Genomic DNA, 12,383 nt, shown 5'->3' on the forward strand with positions numbered 1-12,383 from the left:
CGCCGGTATCCTTGGGGAATGACTCTCCGCCTGTATGACACCGCCGCGCGAGCGACGCGCGAGTTCGTACCCGTCACACCAGGCAAGGTCTCGATCTACCTCTGTGGCGCGACCGTCCAGGCCCCGCCGCACATCGGCCACATCCGGTCCGGAGTCTCGTTCGACATCGCCCGCCGCTGGCTGGAGCACCGCGGATACGCCGTCACCTTCGTGCGCAACGTCACCGACATCGACGACAAGATCATCCGCAAGGCGGCCGAGCAGGGCGTGGAGACCTGGCGCGTGGCGCAGGCCAACGAGTACGCCTTCCAGCTCGCCTACCGGCTGCTGGGCTGCGAGGACCCGTCCGTCGAGCCGCGTGCCACCGGCCACATCCCCGAGATGGTCGCGATGATGCAGAAGCTCATCGACGACGGCCACGCCTATGCCGCCGGCGGCGACGTCTACTTCCGGGTGCGCTCCTTCCCGGAGTACGGCGCCCTGGCCCACTTCAGTGTCGACGACCTGGAGGAGCAGCCGGTCGACGACGTGGCGCCGACCACGCACAAGGAGGACCCGCACGACTTCACGCTGTGGAAGGCCTCCAAGCCCGGCGAGCCCTTCTGGGACACGCCGTGGGGTCCGGGGCGTCCGGGGTGGCACCTGGAGTGCTCCGCGATGGCGCACCGCTACCTGGGGACGAACTTCGACATCCACGGCGGCGGCGTCGACCTGATCTTCCCGCACCACGAGAACGAGCAGGCGCAGTCGCACGCCTTCGGCGACAAGTTCACCAACTACTGGATGCACAACGGCTGGGTCACCCTCAAGAACGAGAAGATGTCCAAGTCGCTGGGCAACTCGGTGCTGGTCACCGAACTGGCCAAGCAGTACCGGCCGGTGGTCCTGCGCTACTACCTCGGCACCCCGCACTACCGCTCGATGATCGAGTACACCGAGGACTCGCTGCGCGAGGCCGACGCGGCATACTCGCGGATCGAGGGCTTCGTCACCCGGGCCCTGGAGACGGTCGGCCCGACCGAGTCGGCGGCGGACGTGCCCGCCGCTTTCGCGGAGTCGATGGACGACGACTTCGGCGTCCCGGGCGCGGTGGCCGTGCTGTACAACACCGTCCGCGAGGGCAACACCGCCCTCGCGAACGGTGACAAGGAAGGCGTGGCCTCGCACCTGGCCTCGGTGCTGAAGATGCTGGACATCCTCGGCCTGAACCCGCTGGCCGAGCCGTGGAGCGGCACGGCCGGCGCCGGCGGGTCCGGCACCGACCTGCGGCCGGTCGTCGACTCCCTGGTCAAGGTGGCCTTGGAACAGCGGCAGGCGGCGCGCGAGCGCAAGGACTACGCCGCCTCCGACGCCATCCGCGACCAGCTGGCCCGGGCCGGCGTCACCGTCGAGGACACCCCGAGCGGTCCGCGCTGGACCGTCACCCCATAGGAGAGCCAGTCGCCTAGGCGGCCGACTCCCACCGTGCCCCCGCCACGCTGACGGTAGCGTGGAGCGGGGGCACGGCTTGAAGTGCTGAAACTTATAGAAAGCAAGGACATCATGGCGAGCAAAGGCGGCGGCACCGGCGGCCGGGCGAACAAGCCGGGCGCGTCGAGCTCCCGGAAGGGCGCGCAGAAGGGCTCCGGCGGCCAGCGCCGCCAGGGTCTGGAGGGCCGCGGCCCGACGCCGAAGGCCGAGGAGCGCACCGGGCATCCGGCGGCCCGCCGGGCGAAGTCGGCGGCCAAGCGCGCCGCCGCCCCGAACACCGGCCGCTCGGCGGCCGGCACGCGCAGCACGGCCCGTCCGGTCCGGCGCACCCCCGGCAAGGGCGAGGCCGAGCAGGTCGCCGGCCGCAACTCCGTGGTCGAGGCGCTGCGCGCGAAGGTGCCGGCCAAGGCCCTGTACGTCGCGCAGTACATCGACAGCGACGACCGGGTCCGCGAGAGCATGAAGCTCGCCCTGGAGCAGGGTGTGCCGCTGCTGGAGGCCCCGCGCCACGAGCTGGACCGGATGACCAACGGGACCCTGCACCAGGGCATGATGCTGGTGATGCCGCCGTACGAGTACGCGCACCCGGACGACCTGCTGGAGGAGGTGTTCGCGGCCGGCGACACCCCGCTGTTCGCGGCGCTGGACGGCGTCACGGACCCGCGCAACCTCGGCGCCGTGATGCGCTCCGTGGCGGCCTTCGGCGGGCACGGCGTGATCGTGCCGGAGCGGCGCGCGGCGGGCATGACGGCCGGCGCGTTCAAGGCCGCGGCCGGCGCCGGGGCCCGGCTGCCGGTGGCGCGCGCCGGGAACCTGACGCGCGCGCTGGAGGCGTACAAGAAGCAGGGCGTGATGATCGCCGGGCTGGCCGCCGACGGCGCGGTGCCGCTGCACGAGCTGGAGATCGCCGCCGAGCCGCTGTGCCTGGTCGTCGGATCCGAGGGCAAGGGCATGTCGCGCCTGGTGTCCGAGCTCTGCGACGTCACGGTCTCGATCCCGATCGCGTCCTCGTCCGAGTCGCTGAACGCGGGTGTGGCGGCGGGGATCGCGCTGTACGAGGTCAGCCGGCGGCGCGCCGAAGCCCGCGGCTGATCCACAGTTTCACAGCACCACCGCACCACAGCACCACCTAGCCAGGAGAGACAGCTCAATGGCGAGCACTGAGGCGAACACCGAAGGCGGCAGCACCGGACGTCCGGCCCCGATAGGCCCGGTCGACTCCTCGAAGACCCCGCGCTACGCGGGCTTCGCGACGTTCGCGCGGCTGCCGCGCCTGGACCAGCTCCCGGCGGGTGAGAAGGCGGACGTCGCGGTCCTGGGCGCCCCCTTCGACTCCGGCGTCTCCTACCGCCCCGGGGCCCGCTTCGCCCCGGCGGCGGTGCGCGAGGCCTCGCGGCTGCTGCGGCCGTACCACCCGGGCCTGGACTTCTCGCCCTTCCAGGCGGTGCAGGTCGCCGACGCCGGCGACATCGCCATCAACCCCTTCCTGATGGACGAGGCGCTGGAGCAGATCGAGGCGCACTCCGGGGAACTGGTCGGCGCCGGCTCCAAGCTGGTGACCATCGGCGGCGACCACACCATCGCGCTGCCGCTGCTGCGCACCATGGCCCGCCGGCACGGCCCGGTAGCGCTGCTGCACTTCGACGCGCACCTGGACACCTGGGACACGTACTTCGGCGCGCCGTACACGCACGGCACACCGTTCCGCCGCGCCTTCGAGGAGGGCATCCTCGACTCCTCGGCGGTGGCGCACGTCGGCACCCGCGGCCCGCTGTACAGCAAGCAGGACCTCAGCGACGACAAGCGCATGGGCTTCGGCATCGTGACCTCCGCGGATGTGATGCGTCAGGGCGTGGACGCCGTGGTGCAGGCACTGCGCGAGCGGATCGGCGACCGGCCGCTGTACGTCTCCATCGACATCGACGTGCTGGACCCCGCGCACGCCCCCGGCACCGGCACCCCCGAGGCCGGCGGCATGACCAGCCGCGAGCTGCTGGAGATCCTGCGCGGCCTGGACGGCCTGAACCTGGTCGGCGCCGACGTCGTCGAGGTGGCCCCGCCCTACGACCACGCCGAGATCACCTCGGTCGCCGCCGCGCACGTGGCCTACGATCTTGTGACGTTGCTGGCGATGCAGGGACGGTGAGGCACCGTCCCTGAAAGGGGGACTTCCGGTGCTGCCACCCGACAACCACGTCCACAGCGAGTACTCGTGGGACGCGCTCGCCGGCTCCATGGAGCGGACCTGCGAGCGCGCCGTCGAGCTCGGGCTGCCCTCGATCGCCTTCACCGAGCACGCGGACTTCAGCATCTCGGAACTGACCGCGCAGGACTGGTTCCCGCCGCAGTGGCAGCGCTACATCGAGGTCGTGGGCGATCGCAACATCCTGACTCCCCCGGCCATCGACCTCACCGGCTACCTGGAGACGCTGGAGCGCTGCCGCGACCGCTTCCCGGAGCTGCGCATCCTGTCCGGCGTGGAGCTCAGCGAGGCGCACTGGTTCCCGGACCAGACCGCGGATCTGCTGAAGCGCGGCGGGTTCCAGCGGATCCTCGCGTCGCTGCACACCGCGTCGAAGCGCGACGAGCCCTACGCCGACATCTCCGCGAGCATCAAGCGGGGCGACGCGGCCACGGAGTACCGCCGCTATCTCGCTGAGGCGGTGCGGCTGATCGAGGAGTACGACGGGTTCGAAGTGCTCACCCACATCGACTACCCGGTCCGCTACTGGCCCGACGACGAACCCTTCGAGCTCCTTCAGTTCGAGGACGCCGTCCGCCTGGTGCTGCGGACGCTGGCGCGCGCCGACAAGGTCATGGAGTTCAACACCCGGATCCCACTGGACCCGCGGGTGGTCGCATGGTGGCGGCAGGAAGGCGGGAAGGGCGTGTCGTTCGCGTCCGACGCGCACCGGCCCGACGCGGTCGGCAACGGTTTCAAGGAGGCCGTGGAGGTGGCGCGCGCCGCCGGGTTCAAGCCGGGCGCAGATCTGTTCGACTTCTGGGTGCGGGACTGACGCCAGGTGCGGGACTGACACCGGGTGCCGGACCGGCCAACTCCGGTCGATGCCGCTGCATAGTGCGAACGCGCTGCCCAGGCGGCGAGCGGCTGGTTGTCAGTGCAGGCGATCACACTGGTCAAAAGGGGCGAATGCCTCATAACAGAATGCCGCCCGACCCGATGTCGAGCCGACCCCGCCACCCTAGCCACCACGGCGAGATGCGAACCGCCGCCCCGGACCTAGGCTGGAGAGCATGACCCTCCGCCTGGCCTGCCTCCAAGCACCGGCAACCGATCACCCGCACGGCGCCCCGGACCCAGCCGCCGACCGCCGCGCCAACCTGGCCGCGCTGGCCGACGCCGCCGCCGGGGCCTCGGAGAGCGGCGCGCGCCTGCTCATCACGCCCGAGATGTACCTCACCGGCTACAACCTGGGCGCCGAGGTCATCGCCGGGCTGGCCGAGGAGCGCTACGGACCCTCGCAGCGGGAGGTGTCCGCGATCGCGGCCCGGCACGGGATCGCGATCCTGTACGGCTACCCCGAGCGCGACGGCGACGGCGTCGTCTACAACGCCGTGCAGCTGATCGGCGGCGACGGCGCCTCCATGGCCAACTACCGCAAGACGCACCTGTTCGGCGACGTGGACCGGGCGGCGTTCGCCCCGGGCGAAGAGCTGGTGGTGCAGGCCGAGCTGGACGGCATCCGGGTCGGCTTCCTGATCTGCTACGACGTGGAGTTCCCCGAGACCGTCCGGGCGCACGCCGACGCCGGGACCGAGCTGCTGCTGGTGCCGACCGCCTTGATGCGGCCGTACGAGTTCGTGCCGCGGCAGATCGTGCCGGCGCGGGCGATCGAGTCGCAGCTGTTCGTGGCGTACGTGAACCGGGTCGGGGTGGAGCGGGACTTCGTCTACGCCGGCGAGACCCGGGTGGTGGCTCCGGACGGCCGGGAGCTGGCGGTCGGCGACGACCGCGAGGAACTGCTGCTGGCCGACGTGGACCCGGCGGACCTGACCGCCTCGCGCGATCTGAACACGTATCTGCAAGACCGCCGAACCGACCTGTACGGAGCACAGAAGTGACGTCCGCCGTCCCGGCCACCGTCCACGAGGTCACCGACCACGTGCACTGCGACTCGCACAAGCCGATCACCATGTTCGGCCCCGATTTCCCCTTCGCCTACGACGACTACGCCGCGCATCCGGCAGGCCTGGGGTCGGTGCCGGAGGCGGCGCACGGCTCCGAGGTGGCGGTGATCGGCGGCGGGCTGTCCGGGCTGGTGGCCGCGCACGAGCTGCTGAAGCTGGGCCTGAAGCCGGTCGTGTACGAGGCCGACGAACTCGGCGGCCGGATGCGCTCGACGCCGTTCCCCGGCGTGCCGGGCGCGATGGCCGAGATGGGCGCGATGCGGTTCCCGCCGTCGTCGACGACGCTGTTCGACTACTTCGAGCGCGCGGGGCTGCGGACCGAGCCGTTCCCGAACCCGCTGGACGCCTCGACACCGTCCACGGTCATCGACCTCAAGGGCGTCAGCCACTACGCGACCGGCCTGGACGACCTGCCGGCGATCTACCACGAGGTCGCCGACGCCTGGGCCGACGCGCTGGACGACCCGGCGCACGGCGCCGAGTTCTCCGCGATGCAGCAGGCGATCCGGGAACGCGACGCCGCGGCGGTGCGGGAGATCTGGAGCCGGCTGGTGCCGCGGCTGGACGACACGTCGTTCTACGGGTTCCTGGCCGCGAGCCCGGCGTTCAAGTCCTTCCGGCACCGCGAGGTGTTCGGCCAGGTCGGCTTCGGCACCGGGGGCTGGGACACGGACTTCCCGAACTCGATGCTGGAGATCCTGCGCGTCGTCTACACCGCGGCCGACGACCACCACCGGCGCGTGGTCGGCGGCTGCCAGCAGCTGCCGCTGGCGCTCTGGTCGCAGGCCCCTGACACCGACGCCCTCGCGCACTGGCCGGCCGGCACCTCGGTCCGGTCGCTGCACGAGAACGGCCACCCGCGCCCGGCGGTGACCCGCCTGTACCGCACCGGCCGCGGCATCACCGTCGCCGACGCCGCGAACGAGATACGGACCTACCAGGCCGCCGTGTTCACCGCGCAGAGCTGGATGATGCTCTCGAAGATCAAGGTGGACGAGACCCTGCTCCCCACGGACGTCTGGACCGCGGTCGAACGCAGCCACTACATGGGCGCCTCGAAGCTGTTCGTGGTGGTCGACCGCCCCTTCTGGCGCGACCCCTCCCCCACCGACCCGACCCGCGACACGATGTCGATGACCCTCACCGACCGCATGCCCCGCGGCGTGTACCTGCTGGACGACGGCCCGGACAAGCCCGGCGTGATGTGCCTGTCGTACACCTGGGTCGACGACTCGATGAAGTTCGTACCGCTCTCCCGCGAGGAACGGCTTGAGGTGGTGCTCGCCTCGCTGGCGGAGATCTACCCGCACGTCGACATCCGCTCGCACATCATCGGCACCCCGCTGACCGTGTCGTGGGAGACGGAGCCGTACTTCATGGGCGCGTTCAAGGCGAACCTCCCGGGCCAGTACCGCTACCAGCGCAGGCTCTACACGCACTTCATGCAGGAAGCCCTGCCGGAGCACCAGCGCGGCCTGTTCCTGGCCGGCGACGACATCTCCTGGACCGCCGGCTGGGCCGAGGGCGCGGTGACCACCGCGCTGAACGCAGTATGGGGCGTGATGAAGCACTTCGGGGGATCGACGAGCCCTGAGAACCCCGGGCCGGGGGATGTCTTCGACGAGATCGCGCCGCCGATGCTGGAGGAGGGGTAGGCGCGGAGCTTGATCCGCGAGCAAAAGGGCCCGCAGCGATTCGCTGCGGGCCCTTTTGCTGCCTGCGTGCCCGCGGCGCGCTGACGCGGACGGTCAGCCGAGCGCCTTGATCCCGGTCCACGCCGGGTCGCCGCTCACCAGCGTCGGCGCACCGAATCCGCCGGAGGCGTCGCCCGCCGACAGATACAGGCCGCCGGCCGCACCGACCGCGTAGATGTCGGCGTGGCCGTCGCCGTCGGCGTCACCCTTGGTGATGACGAAGGGGTAGTCCGCCGCGTCCAGGCCGGAGCCGATCTGCACGCGGGTGGTCTCGTCGCCGAAGGTCCCGCCGGCGACGCCCTTGTAGAGCCAGATGACGCCGGTGGCGTCGTCGCGTGCGATGAGGTCCTTCACGCCGTCACCGGTCACGTCGACGATGCCGATGACGGTACGGCCGCTCCAGCCGGAGCCGGCCACGGCGACCGGGGTGCTGTAGTTGTAGAGCGTGTAGTTCGCGAACACCTCCAGCTGATCGCCGACCCGAGCCACCAGGTCGGCCCGCTTGTGGCCGGTGATGTCGCCGGGCGAGACCAGCTGCGTGATCGCCGGCCACGACGTGCCGAGGTTCGGCGGCTCCACGGAGACCTCGTGCCCCGAGGAGAAATTGCCCGTCCCGTCCCCGACCTCGACATAGACCCAGCTGTTGGTGCTGCGGTAGATGGGCAGCGACTGGTACGCACCCCGGTTGAAGTTGCCGGCGCCGTCGATCAGAGCGTCGCTGAAATCGGGCTGAGCCTGATCCGGCTCGGCGACGGGACCCGTCACCGCGCCGGTACCTGTGCCGGTCCACAGCTGGAGAGCTCCAGTGGACGATACCGACAGCAGATCGATGTGTCCGTCAGCATTGAGGTCGCCATAAGGCGCCGGCAGCACCGAAGCCGCCGCCGGTCCCCCGCTCAGCGCGGCGCAGGACAGCGCGGCCAGCGCCGCCGCTCCCGCCAGCGCCAGCCGTCGTCCGCGTCCCCCGTGGTTCCCGTGGTCAGTATGCAAAACCCCACCCCTTCGCGATCACGCCTGGAACACCATTCGCGCGAGGAGCAGTCACATCAGAGTGCTCAATCAGTCCAGCAACCCGCTCACCCGCAGATCCGGGTGCCGCCCCCGCACAGCGAAGGTGATCTCCCGCGTGGTGGCCGTCAAACGCGTCGCCAGCACGTCGATGTCCGCCCCGCTCAGCTGCTTCTGGAAGCCGTACAGGGTCAGCACCATCGCCACCCGCTCGTCGGGTCCGAAGACCGGCGCGGCCAGGTGTCCGATGCGGTGCGTGCTGCCGCCGAAGTCGTCCATCAGGTACGAGGTGTGCGACAGTTCCGCGAGCAGTGGGGGCACCGCCTCGTGGTCGTCGAGCGACTGTCCCAGGCGGACGCCCAGGACGTCCGGTTCCAGGCCCACCGAGTAGCCGCGCCGGCGGACCGCGCGGACTCCGTTGCGGAAGCGTTCCAGTTCCGGCTCGGCCAGGGGCTTGCCGGAGGTGCTGCGGTTCAGCCAGGTGTCCACGTCGTCCGGCAGCGACCACGCCATGAACACTGTCCCGATCGGCGGGGCCAGCGGGATGCGCTGGCCGACGCGGACGTGCGGGCCGAAGGGCACCACCTCGCCGGCCACCGCCAGGAAGACGATCTCCTCCCCCATCGCCGAGGACACCACGCACTGCAGGCCGGTGGCGGAGGCCAGGGCCTGCATCGGCGCGCGGGCGAATTCCACCAGTTCCAGGCGGCGGGCGGCGGCCGCCGAGCCCAGGGCGATCAGCGCCGGCCCCAGGGTGTACGACTTGTCCCGCGGGTTGCGCAGCAGGAAGCCGGAGTCGGCGAGCGCCGTGAGCATCGCGTGCGCGGTGGCCTTGTTGATGTCCAGCCGGCGGCACAGCTCCGACAGTGAGAACGCGGTGTCGGGGTGTGCGGCGAGCAGGTTCAGCACCGCCACCGTGCGGTCCACCGCCGGGGCCGGACGTGCCATGGGCCTGTCCCTCTTACTCTCTCGACTACTGTCTCGTCGCCCGCTCGGCGATGGGATCCCCGAACACGCGCGCCATGATCCGGTGTCCTTCGTCGCCGGGGTGGATGCCGTCGACGAGGTGCTCGGCCTTCAGGACGCCGCCGCCGCGCACCAGGTGCAGGTCGCGGTCGCCGCGTTCGCGCCGGCTGACCGCCACGTCCTCGATGGCCTCGCGCAGGTCCTCCAGCGTCGCGCCGAGCTTGTTCCGCGTCTGTTCGGCGTCCGGCCGCAGCACCGGCGAGCAGACCACGATCGGCACCCCCGGATGCCCGTCGCGCACCACCCGCAGGAACGCGTCCATCCCCGCCATCATCATCGTGGCGCTGTGCGGGATCCGGGTCCAGCAGTTCGTGCCGTGGTTGACGGAGATGACGGCCGGCGAGTCCAGGGCCGCGATCTGCTCGGCCGAGACGATCTCGCCGCGGGCGGCTCCGGCGTACCCGAGGTTGACCACGTCCAGGCCGTGGATCCGCCCGGCGATGGCCGGCCACGACAGCGCCGGCTCGGAGGCGGACCAGCCCTCGGCGATGGAGTCGCCGTAGCAGATCCAGCGCGGCTGCTTCGGCGCCGGCAGCAGCTCGCCCTGCGTGGCCCGCAGCGACACCACCTCCGGCTTCATCCCCTCCGGCAGGTACACCGTGACCGGCAGCGACTCGTCGGCCTCAGCCAGGTCCAGCACCGCCATCCCGTCACCGAGCATGGCGTCGGCGTAGGCGATGAACTTCTCGCCCTGGTACGCGGCGAAGAACGTGCCCGCCCCGTCGCCCCGGTACCCCAGGTCCGCGGTCTTGGTGCGGTAGGCGATCTGCACGGCGCGCGCCGCGCCCGCGAACTCCAGCCGCACGCCGACCGGCACCGTGGCGGTGCCCCAGGTGTCGATCGGCAGCCGCGAGAAGTCCCGCGGATCGGCGCGCGGGTAGACCGCGCCCTGACCCGGCGGCCAGGCGCAGCCCGTCAGGTACGGCTCCACGGAGGCGTGCCGGGACGCGCCCCCGCGCTGGCTCCGGTCGGCGTTGGACGTTTCGGTGCGTGTGCTGTCACCCACGCCGTTGTGAGCCGTCATCGATCCGTATCAGTCCTCTCCAGGCAACGAGTACCCGAACTTGGCCGAGACTCCGCCGTCAACGACGATCGTTTGCCCAGTGATATACGACGACAAGCCTGTGCACAAGAACAAGATGACTTCCGCGATGTCCGCCGGAAACGCAGATCGGCGCAGCGGAGCGTTGCGCGCACCCCGTTCCTTCTCGGCCTCGGAGAGGTATCCGGCCACCCTCGGTGTCATAACCAGGCCCGGGGCCACGGCGTTCACCCGCAACCCCTTGGGCCCCAGTTCGACGGCGGCCGTTCGCACCAGCGACATCAGCGCCGCCTTGTACGCGCCGTAGGCGCCGTGTGAGGGCGCGGACTGCATCCCGGAAACAGAGGCGACGACGGTGAGCACGCCGCCGCCGGAGGCGATCATGCGCGGCGCGCCGAAGCGGATCGCGTTCACCGCGTGCTGGAGCACGATGCCGTGGTGCCACGCCCAGCTGCCGTGGTCGGTCTCCAGCAGCCCGGCGTACTTCGCCATGCCGATGATGTCCACGATGCCGTCGATGCGGCCCAGGGCCGTCTCCGCGTCCTGATACAGCCGCTCGGCGGAGTCCTGCTCGATGGCGTCGCCGGCCCAGGGGACGCCGCCGACCTCCTTGGCGATGTCGTCGGCCAGGCCGGCGTCCAGGTCGACGCAGAACACCCGGGCGCCGACCGCGGCCAGCGCGTGGGCGGCCTGGCGGCCGATGCCCTGCCCCGCGCCGAGCACGATGAAGTTCTTGCCGTCCAGGCTGAGCAGGGACCGGTAGTCGGGGACTTCGCTGTCATCGGTGCGGGTCATGGGGAGTCAGCCCTCTCGCCGGCGCGTCAGGAGGCCGGGGCGGGGGCCGGGGCCGGCTTGATGGTGGCGTCGACGCCCTCCTTGGCCAGCGCCGGCAGCACCTCCTTGCCGAGCAGCTCGATGGTCTTCATGACCGACTCGTGTGGCAGGTAGCCGAACTGCACGTAGCAGATCAGCTGGTCCACGCCCAGCTCGGCGTACTTGAGCATCTTGGTGTAGCACTGCTCGGGGTCCCCGACGACGATCATGTCGTGGTCGTTGAAGGACTTGGGGTCGAAGTTCCCGTCGGCCTGCTGCATCAGGTACGGGAAGACCTTGTCCCGCTCCTCCTGGGACAGGTGCGGCAGCTCCCATTCGGCGGTGAACTCGGCGATGTTCTTGTACCACCACCAGACCGAGTCCCAGATCCCCGACTCCTCGCACTTGGCCATCGTCTCCTCGCAGTGCACGAGGGTGTAGGCGGCGACGCGGTTGGTGGTGACGCGGGTGATCGGCTTGGGCGCGGCGGCCGCGGCCCGGTAGAGCCGGATGTGCTCGGCCATCTTGTGGATCGGCTGCAGGATCGAGAAGGACAGCAGCCCCAGGCCCTTCTCGCCGGCCACCGCCGAGGAGCCCTCGGAGGTCGCGGCCATCCAGCACGGCGGGTGCGGGTCCTGCACCGGCTTGGGCGTCACCATGCGGCGCGGGAAGTCCAGGTACTTGCCGTGGAACTCGAAGTACTCGTCCTCCCACATCCCGACGACGGCCTGGATCGCCTCCTCCCACTGCGCGCGGGAGGCCTCGCGGTCCACGCCGAACGCGGTCTGCTCCATCGGCGTGGAGCGGCCGGTGCCCCACTCGACGCGGCCGCCGGACAGGATGTCGGCGGTGGCGACCTTCTCGGCCACGCGCATCGGCGGGGTGAAGGCGTGCGGCATCAGGGCCACGCCGAAGCCCAGCCGGATCTGCTCCGTGCACTGCGACAGCGCGCCGATGATCACCTCGGGCGCCGGCGAGTGCGAGCGGCCCTCGCGGAAGTGGTGCTCGACGTGCCAGGTGGTGTGGAAGCCGAGCTTGTCGCCGAGCTTGATCTGCTCGATCGCCTCACGGTACGCGCGCTGCTCGGCCTCGCGCTGGCCGTAGGGGTGGGGCTTGGCCCAGGGCTTGGGCACGTCGATCTCGTAGAGCAGGTCGAGCTTCATCCTCACGCCTCCACGTTC

Annotated in this window: 11 protein-coding genes; 6 read left to right on the plus strand and 5 right to left on the minus strand. The window is 70.9% G+C overall.

Annotated features, from left to right (window positions below; all coding sequences use genetic code 11):
• Positions 1 to 18 precede the first annotated feature (18 nt).
• The 6 genes from cysS (at position 19) to ABH935_RS34080 (ending at position 7,274) form a co-directional block, all read left to right on the plus strand.
• The gene (cysS, locus tag ABH935_RS34055; RefSeq protein WP_370382063.1) at positions 19 to 1,431 is read left to right on the plus strand and encodes a cysteine--tRNA ligase; all 1,413 of its coding nucleotides are present in this window, start codon (positions 19 to 21) and stop codon (positions 1,429 to 1,431) included.
• A gap of 111 nt (positions 1,432 to 1,542) precedes the next feature.
• Positions 1,543 to 2,562 carry a 23S rRNA (guanosine(2251)-2'-O)-methyltransferase RlmB gene (gene rlmB / locus ABH935_RS34060; protein ID WP_370382064.1) on the plus strand — a complete coding sequence of 340 codons (1,020 nt, stop codon included), beginning with the start codon at positions 1,543 to 1,545 and terminating at the stop codon, positions 2,560 to 2,562.
• 58 nt (positions 2,563 to 2,620) lie between these two features.
• Entirely contained in the window at positions 2,621 to 3,616 is a 996-nt protein-coding gene (speB, locus tag ABH935_RS34065) for an agmatinase (protein WP_370382065.1), read from the plus strand.
• A 28-nt stretch (positions 3,617 to 3,644) separates the two neighbouring features.
• Positions 3,645 to 4,487 carry a PHP domain-containing protein gene (locus ABH935_RS34070; RefSeq protein ID WP_370382066.1) on the plus strand — a complete coding sequence of 281 codons (843 nt, stop codon included), beginning with the start codon at positions 3,645 to 3,647 and terminating at the stop codon, positions 4,485 to 4,487.
• Positions 4,488 to 4,725: 238 nt separating this feature from the next.
• Entirely contained in the window at positions 4,726 to 5,553 is an 828-nt protein-coding gene (locus ABH935_RS34075) for a carbon-nitrogen hydrolase family protein (RefSeq protein WP_370382067.1), read from the plus strand.
• The gene (locus tag ABH935_RS34080) at positions 5,550 to 7,274 is read left to right on the plus strand and encodes a flavin monoamine oxidase family protein (protein WP_370382068.1); all 1,725 of its coding nucleotides are present in this window, start codon (positions 5,550 to 5,552) and stop codon (positions 7,272 to 7,274) included. Before ABH935_RS34075 ends, ABH935_RS34080 begins: the two co-directional genes overlap by 4 nt.
• 93 nt (positions 7,275 to 7,367) lie before the next feature.
• Here ABH935_RS34080 and ABH935_RS34085 read toward each other — a convergent pair whose 3' ends face one another.
• From ABH935_RS34085 to ABH935_RS34105, 5 genes are all read right to left on the minus strand, one after another.
• Positions 7,368 to 8,303 carry an FG-GAP repeat domain-containing protein gene (locus ABH935_RS34085; RefSeq protein WP_370382069.1) on the minus strand — a complete coding sequence of 312 codons (936 nt, stop codon included), beginning with the start codon at positions 8,301 to 8,303 and terminating at the stop codon, positions 7,368 to 7,370.
• Positions 8,304 to 8,372: 69 nt separating this feature from the next.
• Positions 8,373 to 9,269, minus strand: coding sequence for an IclR family transcriptional regulator (locus ABH935_RS34090; protein WP_370382070.1), 897 nt, complete (start codon positions 9,267 to 9,269; stop codon positions 8,373 to 8,375).
• A 25-nt stretch (positions 9,270 to 9,294) separates the two neighbouring features.
• Positions 9,295 to 10,371, minus strand: coding sequence for a GDSL-type esterase/lipase family protein (locus ABH935_RS34095; protein ID WP_370382071.1), 1,077 nt, complete (start codon positions 10,369 to 10,371; stop codon positions 9,295 to 9,297).
• A gap of 9 nt (positions 10,372 to 10,380) precedes the next feature.
• Entirely contained in the window at positions 10,381 to 11,184 is an 804-nt protein-coding gene (locus tag ABH935_RS34100) for an SDR family NAD(P)-dependent oxidoreductase (protein ID WP_370382072.1), read from the minus strand.
• A gap of 26 nt (positions 11,185 to 11,210) precedes the next feature.
• Positions 11,211 to 12,365 (minus strand): LLM class flavin-dependent oxidoreductase, encoded by a 1,155-nt coding sequence (locus ABH935_RS34105; protein ID WP_370382175.1) that lies wholly within the window; start codon positions 12,363 to 12,365, stop codon positions 11,211 to 11,213.
• Between the last annotated feature and the right edge of the window lie 18 nt (positions 12,366 to 12,383).

The sequence above is a fragment of the Catenulispora sp. GAS73 genome (assembly GCF_041262085.1).
Taxonomy (GTDB): domain Bacteria; phylum Actinomycetota; class Actinomycetes; order Streptomycetales; family Catenulisporaceae; genus Catenulispora.

Coding starts and splice junctions, on each gene's coding strand:
- cysS (WP_370382063.1), top strand. CDS start 19: ATGACTCTCCGCCTGTATGACACCGCCGCGCGAGCGACGCGCGAGTTC.
- rlmB (WP_370382064.1), top strand. CDS start 1,543: ATGGCGAGCAAAGGCGGCGGCACCGGCGGCCGGGCGAACAAGCCGGGC.
- speB (WP_370382065.1), top strand. CDS start 2,621: ATGGCGAGCACTGAGGCGAACACCGAAGGCGGCAGCACCGGACGTCCG.
- ABH935_RS34075 (WP_370382067.1), top strand. CDS start 4,726: ATGACCCTCCGCCTGGCCTGCCTCCAAGCACCGGCAACCGATCACCCG.
- ABH935_RS34090 (WP_370382070.1), bottom strand. CDS start 9,269: ATGGCACGTCCGGCCCCGGCGGTGGACCGCACGGTGGCGGTGCTGAAC.
- ABH935_RS34095 (WP_370382071.1), bottom strand. CDS start 10,371: ATGACGGCTCACAACGGCGTGGGTGACAGCACACGCACCGAAACGTCC.
- ABH935_RS34100 (WP_370382072.1), bottom strand. CDS start 11,184: ATGACCCGCACCGATGACAGCGAAGTCCCCGACTACCGGTCCCTGCTC.
- ABH935_RS34105 (WP_370382175.1), bottom strand. CDS start 12,365: ATGAAGCTCGACCTGCTCTACGAGATCGACGTGCCCAAGCCCTGGGCC.